Annotated in this window: 20 protein-coding genes; 14 read left to right on the top strand and 6 right to left on the bottom strand. The window is 62.0% G+C overall.

Annotation, left to right across the window (positions count from 1 at the left end; all coding sequences use genetic code 11):
* The first annotated feature begins 40 nt into the window (after positions 1 to 40).
* Together madL and madM are read left to right on the top strand one after the other, a co-directional pair.
* A complete protein-coding gene (gene madL, locus ACMGF5_RS23250; RefSeq protein WP_046786022.1) occupies positions 41 to 442 on the top strand; it encodes a malonate transporter subunit MadL in 402 nt (133 codons plus the stop codon).
* 5 nt (positions 443 to 447) lie between these two features.
* Positions 448 to 1,212, top strand: coding sequence for a malonate transporter subunit MadM (gene madM / locus ACMGF5_RS23245; protein ID WP_012314725.1), 765 nt, complete (start codon positions 448 to 450; stop codon positions 1,210 to 1,212).
* A 48-nt stretch (positions 1,213 to 1,260) separates the two neighbouring features.
* Here the strand turns inward: madM and ACMGF5_RS23240 are convergent, their stop codons facing one another.
* Complete coding sequence (locus tag ACMGF5_RS23240; protein WP_125923687.1) at positions 1,261 to 2,172, bottom strand: LysR substrate-binding domain-containing protein; 912 nt, start codon at positions 2,170 to 2,172, stop codon at positions 1,261 to 1,263.
* A gap of 123 nt (positions 2,173 to 2,295) precedes the next feature.
* Here ACMGF5_RS23240 and ACMGF5_RS23235 point away from each other — a divergent pair, with 123 nt between their 5' ends.
* The 3 genes from ACMGF5_RS23235 (at position 2,296) to ACMGF5_RS23225 (ending at position 6,109) form a co-directional block, all read left to right on the top strand.
* The gene (locus tag ACMGF5_RS23235) at positions 2,296 to 3,144 is read left to right on the top strand and encodes a helix-turn-helix transcriptional regulator (protein ID WP_119687137.1); all 849 of its coding nucleotides are present in this window, start codon (positions 2,296 to 2,298) and stop codon (positions 3,142 to 3,144) included.
* Positions 3,145 to 3,213: 69 nt separating this feature from the next.
* Positions 3,214 to 4,704 (top strand): aldehyde dehydrogenase, encoded by a 1,491-nt coding sequence (locus ACMGF5_RS23230; protein WP_414157288.1) that lies wholly within the window; start codon positions 3,214 to 3,216, stop codon positions 4,702 to 4,704.
* 22 nt (positions 4,705 to 4,726) lie between these two features.
* Positions 4,727 to 6,109 (top strand): aspartate aminotransferase family protein, encoded by a 1,383-nt coding sequence (locus tag ACMGF5_RS23225; RefSeq protein WP_115274639.1) that lies wholly within the window; start codon positions 4,727 to 4,729, stop codon positions 6,107 to 6,109.
* A 188-nt stretch (positions 6,110 to 6,297) separates the two neighbouring features.
* Here ACMGF5_RS23225 and ACMGF5_RS23220 read toward each other — a convergent pair whose 3' ends face one another.
* Entirely contained in the window at positions 6,298 to 8,298 is a 2,001-nt protein-coding gene (locus tag ACMGF5_RS23220) for a peptidase U32 family protein (RefSeq protein WP_204918118.1), read from the bottom strand.
* Positions 8,299 to 8,452: 154 nt separating this feature from the next.
* A complete protein-coding gene (locus ACMGF5_RS23215; RefSeq protein WP_012314719.1) occupies positions 8,453 to 8,812 on the bottom strand; it encodes a RidA family protein in 360 nt (119 codons plus the stop codon).
* Between the two features lie 179 nt (positions 8,813 to 8,991).
* Between ACMGF5_RS23215 and ACMGF5_RS23210 the strand changes: the two genes are divergently transcribed.
* Positions 8,992 to 10,356: a tyrosine-type recombinase/integrase gene (locus ACMGF5_RS23210; RefSeq protein WP_414157287.1), complete on the top strand. Its 1,365-nt coding sequence runs from the start codon at positions 8,992 to 8,994 to the stop codon at positions 10,354 to 10,356.
* Positions 10,357 to 10,842: 486 nt separating this feature from the next.
* On the opposite strand, the gene ACMGF5_RS23205 is transcribed toward ACMGF5_RS23210, so the two are convergent.
* Positions 10,843 to 11,391 (bottom strand): recombinase family protein, encoded by a 549-nt coding sequence (locus tag ACMGF5_RS23205; RefSeq protein ID WP_414157874.1) that lies wholly within the window; start codon positions 11,389 to 11,391, stop codon positions 10,843 to 10,845.
* Between the two features lie 130 nt (positions 11,392 to 11,521).
* Positions 11,522 to 11,728: a hypothetical protein gene (locus ACMGF5_RS23200; protein ID WP_414157286.1), complete on the bottom strand. Its 207-nt coding sequence runs from the start codon at positions 11,726 to 11,728 to the stop codon at positions 11,522 to 11,524.
* A gap of 470 nt (positions 11,729 to 12,198) precedes the next feature.
* On the opposite strand from ACMGF5_RS23200, the gene ACMGF5_RS23195 reads away from it, so the two are divergent.
* Genes ACMGF5_RS23195 through ACMGF5_RS23160 form a run of 8 tightly spaced genes read left to right on the top strand, consistent with a single transcriptional unit; the run spans position 12,199 to position 19,085 of the window.
* On the top strand, positions 12,199 to 12,639 hold the full coding sequence (locus ACMGF5_RS23195) for a hypothetical protein (RefSeq protein WP_414157285.1): 441 nt from the start codon (positions 12,199 to 12,201) through the stop codon (positions 12,637 to 12,639).
* 11 nt (positions 12,640 to 12,650) lie between these two features.
* The gene (locus ACMGF5_RS23190; protein WP_414157284.1) at positions 12,651 to 12,815 is read left to right on the top strand and encodes a hypothetical protein; all 165 of its coding nucleotides are present in this window, start codon (positions 12,651 to 12,653) and stop codon (positions 12,813 to 12,815) included.
* Between the two features lie 30 nt (positions 12,816 to 12,845).
* Complete coding sequence (locus ACMGF5_RS23185) at positions 12,846 to 13,778, top strand: hypothetical protein (RefSeq protein ID WP_414157283.1); 933 nt, start codon at positions 12,846 to 12,848, stop codon at positions 13,776 to 13,778.
* Positions 13,778 to 17,080: a hypothetical protein gene (locus ACMGF5_RS23180; protein WP_414157282.1), complete on the top strand. Its 3,303-nt coding sequence runs from the start codon at positions 13,778 to 13,780 to the stop codon at positions 17,078 to 17,080. The genes ACMGF5_RS23185 and ACMGF5_RS23180 overlap by 1 nt, the downstream gene beginning before the upstream one ends.
* A complete protein-coding gene (locus ACMGF5_RS23175; protein ID WP_414157281.1) occupies positions 17,077 to 17,322 on the top strand; it encodes a hypothetical protein in 246 nt (81 codons plus the stop codon). The genes ACMGF5_RS23180 and ACMGF5_RS23175 overlap by 4 nt, the downstream gene beginning before the upstream one ends.
* Positions 17,319 to 17,900, top strand: a complete 582-nt coding sequence (locus ACMGF5_RS23170) for a hypothetical protein (RefSeq protein WP_414157280.1) — start codon at positions 17,319 to 17,321, stop codon at positions 17,898 to 17,900. Before ACMGF5_RS23175 ends, ACMGF5_RS23170 begins: the two co-directional genes overlap by 4 nt.
* Positions 17,890 to 18,852, top strand: coding sequence for a hypothetical protein (locus ACMGF5_RS23165; RefSeq protein WP_414157279.1), 963 nt, complete (start codon positions 17,890 to 17,892; stop codon positions 18,850 to 18,852). The genes ACMGF5_RS23170 and ACMGF5_RS23165 overlap by 11 nt, the downstream gene beginning before the upstream one ends.
* A gap of 2 nt (positions 18,853 to 18,854) precedes the next feature.
* Positions 18,855 to 19,085 (top strand): hypothetical protein, encoded by a 231-nt coding sequence (locus ACMGF5_RS23160; RefSeq protein ID WP_156042664.1) that lies wholly within the window; start codon positions 18,855 to 18,857, stop codon positions 19,083 to 19,085.
* A gap of 200 nt (positions 19,086 to 19,285) precedes the next feature.
* Here ACMGF5_RS23160 and ACMGF5_RS23155 read toward each other — a convergent pair whose 3' ends face one another.
* Positions 19,286 to 20,389 (bottom strand): hypothetical protein, encoded by a 1,104-nt coding sequence (locus ACMGF5_RS23155; protein ID WP_414157278.1) that lies wholly within the window; start codon positions 20,387 to 20,389, stop codon positions 19,286 to 19,288.
* Positions 20,390 to 20,499: the final 110 nt, after the last annotated feature.

The following is a 20,499-nucleotide window of genomic DNA, read 5'->3' as shown; positions in this document are numbered from 1 at the left end:
CAACAACAAGCAACTTCGACCCAACGCGAGGACAACAACAATGATCATCTACGGTGTGGCCTTTCTGGCCCTGTGTACCCTTGTAGGCCTGTTTATCGGTGAACTCCTGGGCAAGCTCCTGGGCGTACCTGCCAACGTCGGCGGTGTCGGCATCGCCATGCTGCTGCTGATTTTCATCGGCAGTTACCTCAACAAGCGTGGCCTGATCAAGGCCAAGTCCGAACAGGGCGTGGAATTCTGGAGCGCCATTTACATCCCCATCGTGGTGGCCATGGCCGCCCAGCAGAATGTGCTGGGCGCGTTGTCCGGTGGGCCGATGGCGATAACGGCAGGCGTCGTGGCGGTGGTCGCAAGCTTTGCCATGGTGCCGCTGCTGGACCGCATCGGGCAAAAGAAGCCTGAGGCGGGCACCGACAAACCCCTGACTGCTGCGCAACGGTGACCGCCATGTACGAATCCATGATGAAAGTGATCAACGGTTATGGCCTGGTCAGTGGTTTCGCGGTGATCGGCGTGACCATGTGGCTGTCCTACTGGTTCTCCGACAAGCTGACCCGCGGGCGTTTGCACGGCTCTGCCATCGCTATTTTCCTGGGCCTGGCGTTGTCTTACGTCGGCGGGGTGATGACGGGCGGGCAAAAAGGGCTGGTGGACATTCCGCTGCTGTCGGGCATCGGCCTGCTGGGCGGGGCCATGTTGCGGGACTTTGCCATCGTCGCCACGGCCTTTGGCGTCAACATCGAAGAACTCAAGCGCGCCGGGGTGTCCGGGGTGATATCGCTGTTCTTCGGCATCGGCACCTCGTTCGTCGCAGGGGTAGGGGTGGCCATGGCCTTTGGTTACACCGATGCGGTCAGCCTGACCACCATCGGCGCCGGGGCAGTGACCTATATCGTCGGGCCGGTGACGGGCGCTGCGATTGGCGCAAGCTCCGAGGTGATGGCGCTGTCGATTGCCGCCGGGCTGGTCAAAGCGATCCTGGTCATGGTGGTGACGCCATTCGTGGCACCGATGATCGGTTTGAACAACCCGCGCACTGCGGTGATCTTCGGTGGCTTGATGGGCACCTCCAGCGGTGTGGCCGGTGGGCTGGCGGCGACCGATCCCAAGCTGGTGCCCTATGGCTGCCTGACCGCAGCGTTCTACACCGCCTTGGGCTGCCTGCTGGGGCCTTCGCTGCTGTACTTCTGCATGCGTGGCCTGGTGGCGTAGGCCGGCTTTGTCGCGGTGGTTCTGGCGAACCGCCGCGGTGTGCGCCGCTCAGTTTTCCCGGCTGTACATTCGGCATTCCGCCAGCAGCGCCAGCAGGTTGGGCTCGCGCTCCCGGGCCTTGAGGAACACCACGCCGATATGTTGCTGCAGCCGGTAACGCGGCTGCAGCGCAATCAGCTTCACCCGGTTTTCGTACACCGCAGCAATGCGCCCCGGCAACAGTGCAAAGCCCACCCCCGAACTGACCATGCTGAGCAGGGTGAAGATATCGTTCACCTGCATCGCCACCTTCGGCTCGAACCCGGCCTGCTGGAACACCCGTGCGCCATCGCGGTGGGTGGCAAAGCCTTGGGTCAGGGTGATGAAGGTGGACTCGGCCAGGTCCGCCAGGTCCACCTCCTGCTGCTCGGCAAACGGCGAATCAGTGGGCACGGCGAGGTAGATATCGTCGGAGAACAGCGGCAATTGCTCGCAGGCAGGGTCGGCCGCGCTTTCATCCAGCGACACCAGCACCGCTTCCAGTTCATGGTTCTTCAGCCGCTGCAGCAGGTCGACATTCGAGCCCAGGGTCAGGTCGATGTTCAGCTCGCTGCGCCGCAGCTTCAGGCCCATCACCAGTTTGGGCACGGTCTTCACGGTCAGCGAATACAGGGCCCCGAGGCGGAAGCGCTCGGCGTAGAAACCAGCCGCCTCGCGGGTCTGGCGCACCATCTGCTCAGCGTCCTGGATCAACTGGCGGGCTTTCTTTTCCAGCACATAGGCGCTTTCCAGCGGAATCAGCTGACGGCCTTCGTGCTTGAACAGCGGGCAGCGCAGGGCGCTTTCCAGCGAATGAATGGCCCGGTGCACGCTGACCGCGCTGGTGGACAACTCGGCGGCGGCGCGCCCGAGGTTGCCGCTGCGCATGAAGGCGAGGAAGGTCTCGAGTTTTTTCAGGGTCAGTTCTTCGTCGATCAGCATGTTCAGGCCCTGAAATGAAAGAGCTGCAGAGCATGCCACAACCTCACCCCGAAGGGTGATGGCCGCCCCCGGCATCCCATGCAAGAATCCCAACCATGACCACCCCGGCATGGGACGACGACAATGAGCAAAGACCGGCTGAAATCGCCCGACTGGTACGCGCAGATGGCCCGTGTCATCGACGCCCAAGGCACGCCGGGCTTCGTCGAGGCGCTGTTCGCCGCGCTCAAGTTGCTTGCGCCGTGCCAGGCCATCACGGTGTTTCTTTACCCACGCAAGGGCCTGCCCTCGGCGTTGTTCGTCAAGGACGAGGAGGGCCCATGGCTGCCCGAAGGCAACGTGCAGCGCTACCTGGAAGGCTACTACCTGCTGTGCCCGTTCTACCGTGCCTGCATGGACGGTGTGGCTGCCGGCTGCTTTCGCCTCAGCGACGTTGCCCCCGACCATTTCAAGCGCAGCGAGTACTACCTGTCGTTCTACCAGCACGCACACCTGGAGGACGAACTGAACTTCATCGTCCCTCTGGATGAACACCTGACCATCGCCGTGGCCCTGGCCAGTACCCGACGCCTGGACCGTCAGCAGGTCAGCGACCTCAAATGTGTGGCGCCCTGGGTGGTGGCCGTGGTGCGGCGCCAGTGGAGCCACCTGGATGTCGATGCCGTGGGCGGGCGCTTCGAAAGTGCCCTGGGCCGGCAGATCAACGCCGCGCTGAACAACTTCGGCTCCTCGCTGCTCACCGAGCGCGAGTGCCGCATCGCCCAGTACCTGCTGCGCGGCCACTCCACGCGCTCGCTGGCCGAGCGCCTGGGCATCAGTGAAGACACGGTCAAGACCCACCGCAAGAACCTCTACACCAAGCTCGATATCGCCAAGCAGTCCGAGCTGTTCTCGCTGTTCATCGATTCGCTGGCCCAGGCCCAGGAAGGCTTGAGCAAGGACCCGTTGGAAAGTTACCTGCGAAGGCGCTGACGGCGCCACGGCCACCCACACCTACAACAACTGCAACCGGCCGCCCGCGCGGCCGCAAGGGAGACCTGCGTGCATACGAAAAGCGATTGGCAGCAGCGCGCTGCACGGCAAAGCTTCATCACCACGGCGCTGATCGACGGCCGCCCGCTGGCGGCCCGGTCAGGGCTGACCTTCGATGCCATCAACCCGGCCAACCGGCAGTTGCTGGCCCAGGTCGCCGCTTGCGGCGATACCGAAATCGACCAGGCTGTGCGTTCGGCGCGTCGCGCCTTCGAGCAAGGCCCCTGGGCGCGCATGGCACCTGCGGCACGCAAGGGCGTGTTGCTGCGCTTGGCCGAACTGATGATGGCCCACCGCGAGGAGCTGGCGTTGCTCGACTCGCTGAACATGGGCAAGCCGGTGATGGACGCCTACACCATCGATGTGCCCGGCGCGGCCAACGTATTCGCCTGGTACGGCGAGGCGCTGGATAAGGTCTACGATCAGGTCGCGCCAACCGCAGGCAATGCCCTGGCCACGGTCACGCGCGAAGCGCTGGGCGTGGTCGGCGCCGTGGTGCCGTGGAATTTCCCGCTGGACATGGCTGCCTGGAAGGTCGCCCCGGCGCTGGCCGCCGGCAACAGCGTGGTGCTCAAACCCGCCGAGCAGTCGCCGTTCTCGGCCCTGCGCCTGGCCCAACTGGCGCTTGAGGCAGGCGTGCCCGAAGGTGTGCTGAACGTGGTGCCGGGCCTGGGTGAAAGCGCTGGCCGTGCCCTTGGCCTGCACCCGGATGTGGATTGCCTGGTGTTCACCGGCTCCACCCAGGTGGGCAAGTACTTCATGCAGTACTCGGCGCAATCCAACCTCAAGCAGGTGTGGCTGGAGTGCGGCGGCAAGAGCCCGAACCTGGTGTTCGACGACTGTCAGGACCTGGACCTGGCAGCGGAGAAAGCGGCCTTCGGCATCTTCTTCAACCAGGGCGAAGTGTGCTCTGCCAATTCGCGCTTGTATGTGCAGCGCTCGGTCCACGACGAATTCGTCGAGCGCCTGCTGGCCAAGGCCCGCCAGTGGCTGCCCGGTGACCCCCTGGACCCGGCCAGCCGCGCCGGCGCCATCGTCGACGACGCCCAGAGCGCACGTGTCATGGCTGCCATCGAGCAGGCCCAGGGCGACGGCGCCCGCCTGTTGTGCGGCGGCCAGCGGCTGAGCTTCAACGGCTCGAACAATTTTGTTGCGCCAACGGTGTTCGCCGACGTGCGCCCGGATTCGGCCCTGGCCCGCGAGGAAGTGTTCGGCCCGGTGCTGGCGATCACTGCCTTTGACGACGAAGCGCAGGCCGTACGCCTGGCCAACGACAGCGTTTATGGCCTGGCCGCTTCGCTGTGGAGCGACGACCTCAACCGCGCCCACCGGGTGGCCCGGCAGTTGAAGGCGGGCACCGTCTCGGTCAACACGGTCGATGCCCTTGATGTGGCGGTGCCCTTTGGCGGCGGCCGCCAGTCGGGCTTTGGTCGCGACCTGTCGCTGCACGCCTTCGACAAGTACACCCAGCTCAAGACAACCTGGTTCCAGCTGCGCTGACCCTCACTCACGGAGAACAACAATGAACGCACCCTTCCAGCCGCAACGCGACACCCGCGACTACCAGGCCAGCGACGCGGCCCACCACATCCACGCTTTCCTTGACCAGAAGGCGCTCAACGCCGAAGGCCCACGGGTGATCACCCGCGGCGAACGCCTGTACCTGTGGGACAACGACGGCAGGCGCTACCTGGACGGCATGTCCGGCCTGTGGTGCACCCAGCTGGGTTACGGCCGCAAGGACCTGACCGCCGCCGCCGCCGCGCAGATGGACCAGCTGGCGTACTACAACATGTTCTTCCACACCACCCACCCGGCGGTGATCGAGCTGTCCGAACTGCTCTTCAGCTTGCTGCCCGGGCACTACAGCCACGCGATCTACACCAACTCCGGCTCCGAGGCCAACGAGGTGTTGATCCGCACCGTGCGCCGTTACTGGCAGGTGGTCGGCCAGCCGAACAAGAAGATCATGATCGGCCGCTGGAACGGCTACCACGGCTCGACCCTGGCCGCCACAGCGCTGGGCGGCATGAAGTTCATGCACGAGATGGGCGGGCTGATTCCGGACGTGGCACACATCGACGAGCCTTACTGGTACGCCGAGGGTGGCGAGCTGACGCCGGCCGAGTTCGGCCGCCGCTGCGCCTTGCAGCTGGAAGAGAAGATCCTCGAGCTGGGCGCAGAGAATGTCGCAGGCTTTGTGGCCGAGCCGTTTCAGGGCGCGGGCGGCATGATCTTCCCGCCGGAAAGCTACTGGCCGGAAATCCAGCGCATCTGCCGCCAGTATGATGTGCTGCTGTGCGCCGACGAGGTGATCGGTGGCTTTGGCCGTACCGGTGAATGGTTCGCCCACGAGTACTTTGGCTTCGAGCCGGACACCCTGTCCATCGCCAAAGGCCTGACGTCGGGTTACGTGCCCATGGGCGGCCTGGTGCTGAGCAAGCGCATCGCCGAAGCGCTGGTGGAGCGTGGCGGGGTATTCGCCCACGGCCTGACCTATTCCGGGCACCCGGTGGCGGCCGCAGTGGCCATCGCCAACCTCAAGGCGCTGCGCGACGAAGGCATCGTGCGCCAGGTCAAGGACGATACCGGCCCGTACCTGCAGCGCATCCTGCGTGAGGCGTTTGCCAACCATCCGTTGATTGGCCAGGTGCAGGGCGCGGGGCTGGTGGCGGCGTTGCAGTTCGCCGAGGACAAGGGCAGCCGCAAGCGTTACGCCAACGAGAACGACCTGGCCTGGCAGTGCCGCACCTACGGGTTCGAGGAAGGTGTGATCATCCGTTCGACGCTGGGGCGGATGATCATGGCGCCGGCGCTGGTGGCCACGCATGGCGAGCTCGATGAGCTGGTGGACAAGACGCGCATTGCCGTGGACCGGACGGCACGGGGGCTGGGAATTTTGTGATGGTGTAAAGACGGCCGCTGCGCAGGTCTCGCGGTTGTTGTAGGAGCGGCCTTGTGTCGCGAAAGGGCCGCGAAGCGGCCCCAGGTTTTTGCATCGCTGCTGGTCAGCTGGGGCCGCTTCGCAGCCCTTTCCGACCGGTCCGGCGCCCCGGCAAGGCCGCTCCTACAGGCCACAGGAGCGTGTCACCCTCAGTGCGGTGCCCGCGGGATGGTCTTGAGCAGGTCTTCCGGGCTGATGTGCCCGACCACCTGAGCCACCGCACTGCCGGGTGTCGGCAGGTCGATGATGTGGCTCTTCATCTTGCCGACCACGTGCATTTCGCAAGGCTTGCAGTCGAACTTCAGGGTCAGCACTTCATCGCCCTGGATCAACTGCATCGGCGCCACCTTGGTGCGCACGCCGGTCACACCCTTGGCCTGTTTGGGGCACAGGTTGAACGAGAAACGCAGGCAGTGCTTGGTGATCATCACCGGCACTTCGCCGTGCTCCTCGTGCGCTTCGTACGCCGCATCGATCAATTGCACGCCGTGGCGGTGGTAGAAGTCGCGGGCCTTCTGGTTGTAGACGTTGGCCAGGAACGACAGGTGCGACTCCGGGTACACCGGCGGCGGCGTGGTCTCGGCCTTGCGCCCGCCACGCGGGTGGGCCTTGATGCGCGCCTCGGTCAGCGCCTCTATGGCTTCGCGGCGCAGGGCCTTGAGCTGCGAGTTGGGGATGAAGTACGCCTGCGGTGCGTCCAGCACGATGGCATAGGCGTGATACATCGTGGTACCCAGCTGGCCGAGCAGGTCGTGCAACTGGTCCAGGGCCTGCTGCGGCTTGTTGGCTGCGCCGAACGGGCCATCCAGGGCGACCTGCACGCTTACGCCTTCTTCACTGCAGACGCTGAGCATCAGGCGCTGTTCGGTGAGCACGGCGTGCCACTCCACACCTACCCGGCGCTCGGCCGAGGTGCGCTGCAGGGCCTGCTGCCAGTTGTGGTCCAGGTTGCGCGACAGCGGGTGGTTGGGCCGCAGCTTGTGCAGGCCCTCGGGCATCTCGTTGGGTTCGACCCGGTAGCGGTAGCGCTTGTGGCCGTCTTCTTCGAACTCGCCACGCGGCTCGGCGATGTTGGCACGGAAGCCCACCACGTCACGCTTGACCAGCACGTTGAGGCCGTCGCCGTTGGTCAGCGGCACTTCGGTGACCACCTGCAGGTCGCGCTTGCCGACCTTTTCCACCACACCTACCGGCAGGCCGGTGAAGGTTGGTGAGTCGAAGGCGCCGATGTCCACCTTGCGGTCGGTGACGAAGTAGTCGGTGCTGCCGCGGTGGAAGGTCTTGTCCGGGTCGGGTACGAAGAAGTGCTCGGTGCGGCCGCTGGAGGCGCGGGCCAGGCCCGGGCGGTCTTCGAGAATGGCGTCGAGTTCTTTGCGGTAGTGGGCGGTGATGTTCTTCACATAGCCCATGTCCTTGTAGCGGCCCTCGATCTTGAACGAGCGCACGCCGGCATCGACCAGGTCGCGCAGGTTGGCGGTCTGGTTGTTGTCCTTCATCGACAGCAGGTGCTTCTCGAACGCCACCACACGGCCCTGGTCATCCTTGAGGGTGTACGGCAGGCGGCAGGCCTGCGAGCAGTCACCACGGTTGGCGCTGCGGCCGGTCTGGGCGTGGGAAATGTTGCACTGGCCGGAGAAGGCCACGCACAGCGCGCCGTGGATGAAGAACTCGATGGCCGCGTCGGTTTCGGCGGCGATGGCGCGGATCTGCTGCAGGTTCAGTTCACGGGCCAGTACCAGCTGGGAGAAGCCGGCCTGGTCAAGGAATTTGGCCCGCTCCAGGGTACGGATGTCGGTCTGGGTGCTGGCATGCAGCTCGATCGGCGGGATGTCCAGTTCCATCACCCCCAGGTCCTGCACGATCAGCGCATCGACGCCGGCGTCGTACAGCTGATGGATAAGCTTGCGCGCTGGTTCCAGCTCGTTGTCGTGCAGGATGGTGTTGATGGTGGTGAACACGCGGGCGTGATAGCGCCGGGCGAACTCTACCAGCTCGGCGATTTCGCCCACTTCGTTGCAGGCGTTGTGGCGCGCGCCAAAGCTCGGGCCACCGATGTAGATGGCGTCAGCGCCGTGCAGGATCGCTTCACGGGCGATGGCCACGTCACGGGCAGGGCTGAGCAGTTCCAGGTGATTCTTTGGAAGGGACATGTCGTTATAGGTTCGGGCTGTCACGGTAGGGCGGCATTGTAGCGGGGAAATGGGCGGGTGGCATGCTTTGGCTGCCCAGAGGTGTTTTGCCGGTACTGCGTCCTGCTTGGGTTGGGGCCGCTTTGCAGCCCCTGGCGGTGAGGCAACCGCTGTGTCAGCCCTTGGCCGCCATCGCGGTCACTTCGACACGCATTTGCGGGTACGCCAGCGCCGCCACGCCCACGGCAGCGCGCACCGGCCATGGCTTGCTGAAGAAACGCTGGTACACCTCGTTGAAGGCGGCGCGGTCGGCCATGTCGGTGAGGTAGATGGTCAGGTGCATGACGCGGTCCATGCCGCTGCCGGCCTTTTCCAAGGCCTCTTTCAGTGCCTGCAGGGTACTTTCGCTCTGCTGCACGATATCGCCGTCCAGATCGGCTGGAATCTGGGTGGTGACCAGCACGCCGTTGAACTCGGCTACGTCGGAAGAAATGGACTCGGCATCGGAATCCGGGGTGAAGATAATGTTGGCCATAAAGTGTTTTGCCTTGCGACGGAAGTAAGAATTTTCGCCTGACTTTCCGAGACTGTCGCTTTTAGTCAACAGAAACGGGGGTTTGCGCTTGCCGTGATTACATCATATTACCAAACGATGGATGTGTATATAGCCCTAAGTGGTGATATGATCCGCTGGCCCCATATCACCAGATCCTGTTGGATATCACCACTGTGCAAGACGACATCCGCCCAAAAAAACCGAAGCCGAACAGCGACGCTGCAGCGTCCAAAATCACCACGCCGGGCAACTACCCGGAAGGTAGCATCCCTAACTTTCATCTGCATGTGACGTCGGCTGGCGGCAAGATCTGGCGCTACAAGTTCCGCCTGCACGGAAAGCCTGGCCTGTACACCATCGGCAAGTTTCCGGCTATCAATCATGCGCGGGCGTGCGAGCTAGCAGGGGAGGCGCGCACATCGGTGGCCGAGGGGGTGGCTCCGCTCAAGGTCAAAAAGGCGCGGATCGAGGCGAAGATCGAGCGCGATAGTCTGACGTTCAGGCGGGTGGCTGAGCAGTGGCTGAGCAGCAGGGCTGACCTGTCCAAGAAAACCCGATTGAACTATCGCGCCACGCTTTCGTTGCATGTGCTGCCGGCGCTTGGTGATAAGCCGGTGCATGAAATCACCTGGCGTCATATCAGTCAGCTGATCGTGGGTCTTGGTTCGCGTCCCACGGCTGCCGCCCATGCGCGAGTGACCGTCAAGCAGATACTGGACTTCGCCCTTGATCTGGGGGCGGTCGAAGACAACGTCGCGCTCCATCGTGGGAAGGTGCTTGGCAAGAAGCTGGTCAGTGCCCCCAAGACCCGGCACCACCCGGCATTGGAAACTGTCGACGAGCTGCGCGAATACTTTCGCCGGCTCATCCACGTGCCCCCGAGGGAGAAGCCGGCAACCTGGGCGATGTGGTTGCTGCCGCTGCTCGCTGTGCGGCCGTCCGAACTTTGCTCAATGCGGTGGGAAGACATCGACTTCGCGCAGGCACAATGGCGCTTCACGCCGCCGAAGACCGGGCGCCCTTTGATCGTGCCCTTGGCTCCACAGGTGATAGCTCAGCTGAACGCTATCAAGGAGAGGCACGGCATGGCCGTCAGTGTGCCCAGGCCGTTTGCGTTTGGTGCTGCAAGCGACGCACAGCAGATGTCTGTGGCCAGTGGGTGGGTGTTCGCCTCTGACCGCCAAGCGTCAAAGCACCTGAGTCCAACCACGTTGTTGCTCGCCATTCGTGCGTTGGGTTATGGCGAGGAAGAGTTGACCTCCCACGGTTTTCGCGCAACGTTTCGCTCCCTTGCGCGTAGCAAGCTGCGCATCGACACGGAGGTGTTGGAGTTGAGCCTTGGTCACCGTATGCCGGGGGCGCTGGGGGGCACATACGCGCGTGAGGAGCTGTTGGAAGAGCGCACCGAGGCCATGCAGCAGTGGGCTGACTTTTGTGAAGGGCTGTGCTGGCAGGCGGAGCACGGTGCTACTGAGGGGGAGATTGCCGAGGCGCTGACGCCGAAAGGACTGAGCAGGGGATGATGGCCACATGACCTGAGGGTCAGGATTTTATTAAATTTAACGGTCGTTTTAATAAATTTAAGAGGCGTTTTATTAAAATAAGGGCGGCTAGCGATAAATTTAGCTGCGTGTTTTGAGTATATGGATATGTGCTGTTTGGTTATAAGGCGCAGGTTAGAGGGCAAATTGAATGAGCTGAGGTCATTCATGAATGGGCTGAAGGCGAAGAGGTCATTCGTGCTGGGAGGGCGCGTGGCACAAGGGCTGGAAGGGCTTTGAATTACTATGAATGACTTTATTTATTGTATTAGAAGAATAGGTATAAATAGAGTATATGCTCTATATATGCCCCCTGTGCGCTGGAGGTGGCAGAATGCGTTTTTTGTCATTCATGCCCATGCAACCCTCGTTCGCGGCGTCTAGCTCGAGGCTTTCCGGTTGAATGGGTGCACCCATTCACTGGCCATTCACCTATTCATTGGTGCCATCATGGCCATTATATAGCCACTATTCCGCTCTGACGGCTCGAATCGCCCTCTGCACTGTGCTGACCCCAATGCCCAGGTTTGCTGCAATGTCGCGTATCGATATGCCAGCGTCCCGCAACTCCCTGATCTTGGCATTCCCCTGATCTGCAGTGCGCCGCTCGTAGGCGCCACGCTCTTTTGCCTTGGCAATGCCTTCGGCCTGGCGTTCACGGATGATCGCCCGTTCAAACTGTGCAACGGCGCCCATCATGCTCAGCATAAGGTCTTGCATCGGGTCGGCTTGTCCAGTGAAGGTCAGATTCTCTTTATGGAATCGCAGGCTCACGCCCTTTGTCCTGAACTCTTCTACCAGCGCCAGCAGGTCGGCCAGCGAGCGCGCCAAGCGGTCGATGCTGTGCACATGTAGGGTGTCACCTGCCCGCAGCGAACGACGCAACAGGGCCAGCTCTGGCCGGTCTGTAGTGCTGCCGCTCACCTTGTCAGTGAACACCTGGTCAAGTTGCACGCCGTCGAGCTGGCGCGCGGTGTTCTGGTCAGCCGAGCTGACGCGGATATATCCAATGTCCATGGTGTTCGCCTCTGTGTTCACAAGTCTAGACATTGGCAGCTTCGTCCCAAACCTACCGATCTGCAAGCCTGGAATGCAGGCAACTGTGTTCATTCCGACGCGTGGTCATGAGTGTACTTGTGAACACAGGCTAAGAGCGCAGGGCCTCAATCCCTGTAGCTATTGCCTCCGCGTGGGTGTCGAGCGTCCGCAAAGCAACCATCACGTTGTCAGCGGTAGGTATTGAGCCACGCTGCCTCACCCACAGCGAAAGCTCTTCAATGCTTGCACGCAGCGCTTGCTGGTTCATGAGCAGCAATTCCAGCGTATCGGCTGCTATCGCGTTGTGGTCAGTCATTGCGGGCCTCTAGGCGATGATCAAGGTAAGAGTAACCGACCGATTGGAGGCGGCGCCACCAGGTGGAATGGGCGGGATGGCCAGGGAAAGTGCCCCAGGGGCGGAAAACATCGACCCCCCGCCAGGTGGGGGTAGAGGGCTTTCAGTGTCGTTACATACGTATAACCACATCTGTGATCCGCAACTTCAGTTTTCAAATTCCGAAAATTTTCAGCGCAGACTTCCGCCCCCAAAATTCTCAGACGAACGGCGCACTAACTAGAACCGTGTGCATAACCAAAACCTTACACGCCAACAATAACCAATCTAGGAAAATCAGCAACTTGTGCTAAACAAGTAAACGTGTAAAACCTTTAAAAATATTACACGGTTTATCTTCAAGCAATCAAAGTTAGACGGGCGGTAGTTCTCTGACCCTCGTTTACCTCTATCGTGAATTCATCACCAAATCACTCGGGGGAGTGACGGAGATGAAAGCCTCAACGACCACCACCCTGTGCACCACGCCACAGCTCGCCGGGCTGGCAGGCCTCGATGCCTCGACCCTCTCCAAGGTGTTCGCTGATCACCCCGAGCTGGCACCCACCACGACTGTGCACACTGGCGCGACTGGCCGCCCGCCAAAGGCCTGGACCCTCGACCAGTTAGCCGAACTCGTACTGCAGCGCACCGCAGGCTGGAGCGACCTGGAACTGCGTGTGCGTGCTGCCTTGCTGACCCCACGCCCAGCGGAGGACGCCATGGCCAAGCCCCTCTATCACGAAGTCATCACCGACGAGCACGGCCTGATTCTGTATGTCCCGCCTGGCCTGAGCTTGACCGCGCAACAGGTCGCCCAGGACAAGGTCGCCCGTGCCGCTGCCAGAACCCAATCCCGCGCACGGCCCAACCGTGCCAAGGCTACCAACTGAGGTCCGCCGCTATGTCCACCGAAACCCCGAAAGACGCACCCATTGGCCCGTTCGAGCGCCTGGCGCTGTACACGGCGGTCGGCATCTACGCGCCGTCCGAAGCCGACCTTGAGGCCGCAGCGGTACGTCTCGCCGTCGCTGAACTCGCCGCCGATCCCGGCACCACGATTCACTGATCCGGCATATGTGCCGAGGGGGAGCGAACCATGGCTTTCGCAGATATTCTCAACGGGCTGAATCAAGGCCTCGGTAACGTGACTGGCACACCGCTTGGGCAGTTGGGTCTGCAACTGATGGCGCAGTCCGGCTACCAGCCAGGCAACCCAAGCGGTGGTGCTCGTCTCGGCAACGCCCTGGCCGGCATGGGTCAGATGCAGGCTCAGCAGCAACACGCCCAGCAGCTGCAGGCCTACCGTCAAGCACAGATGGAACAGATGGAACAGGCACAAGCGATGCAACAGGCCCGGCTTGCCCAGCAACAGCGCCAAGAGCAAGCGCTGCAAGACCCCGGATTGCAATCGAGCCTTGGCCCGCTGGCGCGGCAACTTGCCACCCTCGGCCTGCCGCTCGATGAAATTCTCCGGGCCAACAGCGCCGACAACCTGCAGGCTCACCGAGAAGCCTCCTTGGCCCAGCAGCAAGGCCAGTTCGACGCCCGCCAGGCCCGCACCGGTGCCGGCGGTGGCGAGTCGTCCGGCCCGCGTATGCCGACCCAGCGCCAGGTACTGGATCAACCGCTTGGTGACGGACTCATGCAGCGTCATGTGCTGAACCCGCAGACCGGCCAGTATGAGAAGTATGGCGAGCCGTTCAACCAGTACAGCCCTGGACGGAAAGCCAAGACCAGCGCCGCTCTTGATGCCGCCGTCGACGAGCTGGCCCCTGCGCCAGAAGGACAACCGGACCTTTCCCAGCTTCCAGGCATTGGTGGCCTGCAGACGTACTCCCCGCAAGCCCAAGGCCCGGTCGGTGTCCTGCCAATGACCGCCGCTGGCGCGCAGCCGGTGCAACAGGCCAAACGCGCACCGGCCGCCAGCCAGGCGCAATACCCGAGCGCTCCAGCGGTAGGCACCGTGAAGAAGGGCTATCGCTACAACGGCGGCAACCCGGCTGACCCGGCATCGTGGAGTAAAGCCTGATGGCCGGCATGCCTTGGGATGACTACGCGGCGCCGTCCCAAGCCGCCCTTGCGCCAGCACCCGTTGAGGATGCCGCGCCGTGGGATGACTACGCCGAGTCGGCACCATCTGTGCCCAATGCCACACAATCGCCCGGGTTCCTGGACTCGATTGAAAGCGCCATCGACAACAGCGTGGTGGGCGACGTTGGCCGTTCCCTGGCCCGTGGTGGAGTAGCCGTAGGTGACGCCCTGGCAGGTGCAGCAGGGCTGGCATCCGGTGGTGCCATTCCCCGAGCCATCGGTTATGACAGCTCGGGTGTTCGCACGTACATCAACGAACACGACACCCCAGAACGCCAAGCCTCCAGGCAGGCGCTGGAACGCGCTACAGGCTTCGGCGGTACGCTCCAGGCCTTGGCCGACAACCCCGGTAATATCCCTCACCTGATCGTCGAATCAGCGCCATCCATGCTGCTGGGTGGGGGCATTGGGCGCGGTGTGGCATTGGGCGCCAAGGCCCTTGGTGCTGTTCCTGCTGCAGCGGGTGTGATCGGAGCAGGTACAGGCGAAGGTCTAGTCGCCGCTGGCCAACAGGCCGAGCAGACGCGCCAGGCAACCGGCACGTTGACCCCCGGCCAATCCGGCCTTGCCCTGGCATCTGGCGCCTTGACTGGCCTGCTCGGTGCTGCTGGCGCCCGCATCGGTCGCAACCTCGGCGTGGCTGACATCGATGCACAGATGGCCGGCGCTAACGGCGTCGACGTGGCCAAGGGCTTGGTTAGCCGAGCCTTGACCGGGACCGGCATTGAGTCCCTGGAAGAACTCAGCCAATCCGGCCAGCAGCAGGTGCTGACCAACTTGGCTACCGACCGCCCGGCCCTGGAAGGTGTCGACAAACAGATGGTCATGGGTGGTGTGGTTGGCGGTGCAATGGGGGCTGGTGCTGGCCTGCGCCGTCCGAACATGAACGCCCTGGCAGAACAACCCGAACAGCCGCCAGCGCTGCAGCCAGAACCCGCAACAACTGTGCCTACCCCTGCACCGCAGGCGGCGCCCGCACAGCCAGCACCAACCCCATTCGCTGGCTCGAACGATGTGCGCCCGTTGTTCGAGTCGATGGGCATGGACCAGAGCCAGATGGATAACAGCTTGGCCCTGTTGGCGGATGATGCTCCAGACATCGAAGCCGCCCGCCGTGGCTCGATCAGTTGGGAAGAAACAGGACGCTTAGCCGCCCTGACCGGGGCCACGGTCGAGAAGCTGCGCAAGCATCGGCTTGGTGTCGCGTTCAACGCGGAAGAGCAGGTAGCCGCTACCCGCCTGCTCAAGGATCAGACCCTCAAGACGCTGGACCTTGGCGCCAAGATCAGCAGCGGCAACGCCAGCGAAATCGAACAGGCCAACTTTCTGCAATCGCTGAACGACCTGCGCACCACGCAGAAGGCGGTCATGGCCAGCCGTGCCGAGATCGGCCGTGCTTTGTCTGTGATGCGCGCTGACGTGACCACGATGAAACAGGCGTCGCATTTATTGGATGGCGTGGGCGGTGTGCAGGGTGCCAAGGCCATTGCTGACGCCCTGACCAATGCAGCCCGTGTCGGCGGTGTTGAAGCCGCCAACAAACTTGCCCGTCAGGCTGGCAGCGATGGCTTCTGGACGGCGTACAAAAGTCTGCTCTTGTCGTCGCCCGACACCCACGCGGTGAACATCATCAGCAACCTGGCCACCAGCCTGATGCAGGTGCCAACCCGCGCGGTCGCTGGCGGCATCGGTGCAGCCAAACGCCTGATCGGCCTGAACGGCGAAACCCGTCTCGGTGAACCACTCTACCAGCTGGGTGGCATGCTGGAGGGCGCCGTCAACGGTGCCAAAGGTGCGGTCGATTCGTGGCGCACCGGGGAAGATGCGTTCGGCAGCGAGAACAAAGCCGAGGTCTACCGCACTGATTACCCAGGCCAGAAGGTGTGGGGGGTGCCGCTGCGCATGCTCCAGAGCGAAGACCAGTTCTTCAAGTACCTGAACGATGGCATGGCTCGCTACTCCGGCGCGTACCGTATGGCCGCCAGCGAACTGAGAGGCCAAGGCCCTAAAGTCATCCACCAGCGTGTGCGAGAAATCCTGGCCGACCCACCCAAGGAATTGCTTGAGGTCGGTGAAGACGCGGCCTTATTCCACACTTTCAACAATCAAGCCGGCAAGATCACCCAGGCGGTGAACAATCTGCGCCACTCGCTGCCCCATGGCACCGGTAACCTGGTTGTGCCGTTTTTGAAGACCCCGGCGAACCTGATTACTTACGCGGTGAAGCACAGTCCAGCCGCGCCGATCTTCAAACAAGTGCGGCAAGACCTGGCCAAGGGTGGCCATGCCCAGGAGGAGGCGCTGGCGCGCATGGGCATTGGTTCGCTGCTGATGTCGTTTGGTGCACTCGGGGCTATCAATGGCAATCTTACGGGTGGTGGTCCAGAAGATCCCGAAGCCCGCAAGGCTTGGCTTGCTGCAGGCAACCAACCCTACAGCCTCAAGATTAACGGGCAGTGGTATCAGTACTCCCGAATTGAACCGATGGCCACCCTGGTCGGCGTCGCCGCCGACATCGCTAACGGTGCGCAGGATCAGTCCCTTGGCTTCGCCAGCATCCTCAAAGCTATCGGTCGCAACTTCACCAGCAAGACCTGGCTGCAAGGCCTGTCCGGTGTGATGCAGGCGATGAGCGATCCAGATCGCTATGGCGATGCCTGGGTCAACCGCACTACGGCCACCCTGGCGCAACCCGCCACGCTCCTGAGCCATATTGGCCGCTACATGGACCCGTACCAGCGCGAAACCGACCGAGCCAGCTTCGTCGACCAGCTCAAATACAGGCTGCCTGGCCTGCGCGAAAGCTTGCCAATCAAGCGCGACCAGTTCGGCGCACCGCTGATGGAGGCTCAACGTCAGGTTGGTCGGGCGGGTCCGTTCCCAATCTCCACGCCAACCAATGATCCTGTGCGTCAGGAATCAGCCCGCCTTGGATGGGCACCAGGAAAGCAGAAAGGCGAATTCACTTCCGGCAAGGTCACGCATGTGCTGACCCCTGAGCAGCTCCACGAGCGCGACGAGATCACCGGCCAGCTCATCCACCGCGATGCTAACGCCCTGATGCGCAGCAAGGCGTGGCAGACCATGGACGATGACCAGCGCCGCCAGGCCCTGGACAAGGTCGTTACTAAAGCCCGCAACGCGGTCAAGGTCGCGCTGATTCCCCTGGTCACGGCTGGCAAACGCGGCCCGCTCGACCGTTTGAAGCAATCCATCCAGCAGCGGGAGGCCCGCAAATGAACCCCTACGCCGAAGCACAACAAGCCATTGAGGCCGCACAGAAACGCGTCGACGAATTGATGGACGCGCAGAAATTCCTGGATGCCGAACGCGAAGTCGCACGTCTCGCGCTACGCAATGCGCACGCAGCACTACAGCGCCTCAAGTCCTCTGACAGTCGCCTGCAGTCCAATGCCCGCAAGGCTGAACTCGATTCGCTGCGTGACCGTCTCGCAGCCGCACAAGGGGGGATTCTATCGTGAGCCACTACACCTTTGAACACCTGCAGCAGTTGCGCCTCGACGCGAAGCTGCACAGCCTTGACACCAGTCGCGCCAAGATCGAGCGGGGCGCTGGCGACGTGTTCGCTGTGCACTTGCCACGACCGGTGTGGAACATCAGCAGCGTGACCGACGAGAAGGTGCCGTCCATTGTTGAGTGCCGCTCTGCACCTGAGGCGGAGGGCACACTGCTCAGTTGGTTGCTGAAGCTCACTCGCGCCGAGCGCCTGGCCTGCCGTCAGGGTCGCGTGGTTGGCTGGACCATGGATCAAATCACCCGCAGACCGCTGACCGACGAAGAAGTACGCGTTTACCGCGCAGAACTTCAGTACCTCAAGGATCGCGACCGCCTTGCCGAGCAGTTGGCCGAAGCGCTCCAGCGCCAGAAATCCCAGCTCGTAACCCAGGTCGGCGTCGATCACCTGGCCGAGCAGTATGGCTTGGCGTCCGTGAAGACGGTAACGCCTCCAGCAGCAATGAAGGCTGACCCACCTGTTGAACCCGGTGCCAAGCGCCATGCACACACTACTCGCAAGGGAGCACGACAACATGAGCTTTGATATTGGTGAAATGGCTGCCGAGTTGACCGGCAGCACAGGTGTGCCAGACGCACCTACCGCCGACGATGCGTTGCCTCACAGCTTGGCTGACGCGGTGGAAGAGCATGACGCCATCAACGCTGAGCGTGATGCACGCAACAGTGCTGAGCCGCCATCCAGCGATGCGGCAGATGCGGATGGTGCCGAACCACCAGCCGGCCAGCAGCCACGCAAGCAGGTGCCGCTTTCTGCCCTGCAGGAAGAACGCCAGCGACGCCAACAGCTCAACGCCCAGCTGGAGCAAGAGCGCGTTGCGCGTGAACAGTTGCAACAGCAGATTGCACAGTTGCAGGCTGCCCAGCAACAGGCACAGGTGCCTGAGTTCGCGGATGACCCAGAAGGGCATGTGCGCGCGCTCACCGAGCAGTTCGAGCAGCGCCTGGCCGCACAGCAACAGCAGCTCGATGTGCGTCAGTTTCAGGACGGTATGCGACAGCAGGCAGCAGCGGTGGCCCCAGTCGTTAGTAGCGCTGAGCAAGCGCTAATCTCCGAGGTCGGCTCCGACAGCTATCAACAGGCGTTCGATCACGTTGACCGGCACGTGACGGCGCAATTGCAAGCCATGCACCCTGGCGTTGATCCGCAGATGCTGAGCCAGGTCAAAGGCATAGCATCCCTGCAGTTCCTGCAGCAGTGCCAGGCCAACGGCATCGATCCGGCGCGGCATGTGTGGGAGTTCGCGCAGCAGCTTGGCTACCAACCAGGCATGCGCACCCCTCATGCGTCGAGCGCCGACCTGCCACGCGTGGCCAGGGCGCCAGGCAACACATCGTTGGGGAACCTGGGCGGTGCAGCTGACCCGACCGTCAACGGCAAGCTCACTGCCGCCAGTGTGTCGGCCATGAGTGACGCTGAATTTGATCAGCTGTGCGCCAACATGCGCAAGCAGTCGGCCAGTGGCCCGAGGGTCTGATCGTGAATGAGGCCCACGTCTCTCGAGAGCAACAGATCGAACGCATGCTGCTCAATCTGCAGACCCAGGCCGAGCGCCGAGGTGACGCACACACGCGCCTGCGTGCCCGGATGCTGTGCCGTGGCTTCCGGGCGGCGCTGTGGGTCTACTCCGGCGAACGGCCCACTGTGGCTGAACTGGAACGCATACTGCTCGAAGAATTGAACAGCGTCATTCCGGCGCACAAGAGGTGAGCGATGATGAGTAAACGACCTGGATTCACCCGGCGCCCGGTACAGCCGAGCGACAACGGCTCACCGAAGAGCAAACCCACCAGTCCAGGTGCCGGCAAGGGCAGCTCAGGCCGACCCGAATCCCAGCGCCCAGCACCACGCGGGAAGATGGTGGATGACTGACGTGCACAGGGGCGCAGCGGACGCGCCCGGATAAAATGTTACTTGCCAGCAACAGGCGTGCTTGGCACCTCAAGTTTCTTGATGATCTCCATGAGCAATTCGTGCACATTGACGGGGTAAGAGTCGCCATTTGCTGTCGTTTGTTCTCGACTAGCAAACAGTTTTAGGGCAATTGCCGCTGTCACCTTATCTTGATCTTTTGACTGCAGCGAACCGATGAAGAGCGGCAAAGCTGCAATGTCCAAAGATGTTTGCAGGTGGTTGTATTGTTGTAAACGGTGCTTGGTAGACTCTCGTGCCAAGTAAGCAGCAGGCACAGACAGAACGAGGACAAAACTGAATCGCGCCAGAGCTTTCGACCAGTCGAAGACGCCATTCAAAGTCTCGTAGGCTGAGAAGCCTACAATCACCACCATTGCGAGCATGCAAAAAAGTGCCGCATACCTAAGCCAGTCCGCCCGTACCATTTCGCTCCTGGCACTTCTATCGTATTCGTTAGACATGGCAGTGCCAGTCACTCGACCTATCAACTGGTTCAGCTCTTTCTCTTTCCCCAGGATCTCCGCCTTTCTGCTGTCTAAATAGTCTTGGGTTTCCCTGAATGCGTCATGAATCTTCTGCCTCTCATTGTGCGTAAGGCCTTCTAAACCCGATATCTCCACCCCAAGCTTGGATGCACGAACTTCTTCATTGCCTATTTGTTTGTGCAGGTCTTGGAGCTTGTCTCTCTGCTCTCGCGCAAAATCATCAATCTCAGCCTTCATAGTGGCCAGCTCAGACTTGGTAATCTCGAACTCTTTGCCGGCAATGTTTGAGGCTAACGCGGCGACGTGGCTCATTAGTATGTGACCACGACCCTCAAGGTAGGCCCCGGTTTCCTGAAACTCCTTGTTTCCGGAAGTCTGGAGTTGGCGCGCAGCATCGAGTGCGGTCCTGGCGAGCGTATTAAATTTCTTCAGCAATTCATTGCTTGGTAGGGTTCTGATACCTAGGTCAATGTCCGCGAAACTGCCCTCCACACTCATGAGTACCAAACGCAGATGCTCAACAACAGGCTCATTGGTGAGCTGTTGGCGTAGTGTAGCAGCCGCCAATACAATATCTTGGGCGGCTCCGTATAGCGGTTGCAGTGCTTCGTTCATGCAAAATTCTGCCGTAGAGGTGATGGGGCGCAGGGGCAGTCCAGGCCCTGCAGTTGTGCCGACGCTACCTATTCGCCAGCATCCTGTCCATCAACCCCGGCACCGGCTTG

This window comes from Pseudomonas sp. BNK-15 (assembly GCF_047456105.1).
Taxonomy (GTDB): domain Bacteria; phylum Pseudomonadota; class Gammaproteobacteria; order Pseudomonadales; family Pseudomonadaceae; genus Aquipseudomonas; species Aquipseudomonas putida_E.
The sequence above is the reverse complement of the archived record's forward strand: the minus strand, read 5'-3'. Positions and strand labels throughout refer to the sequence as shown.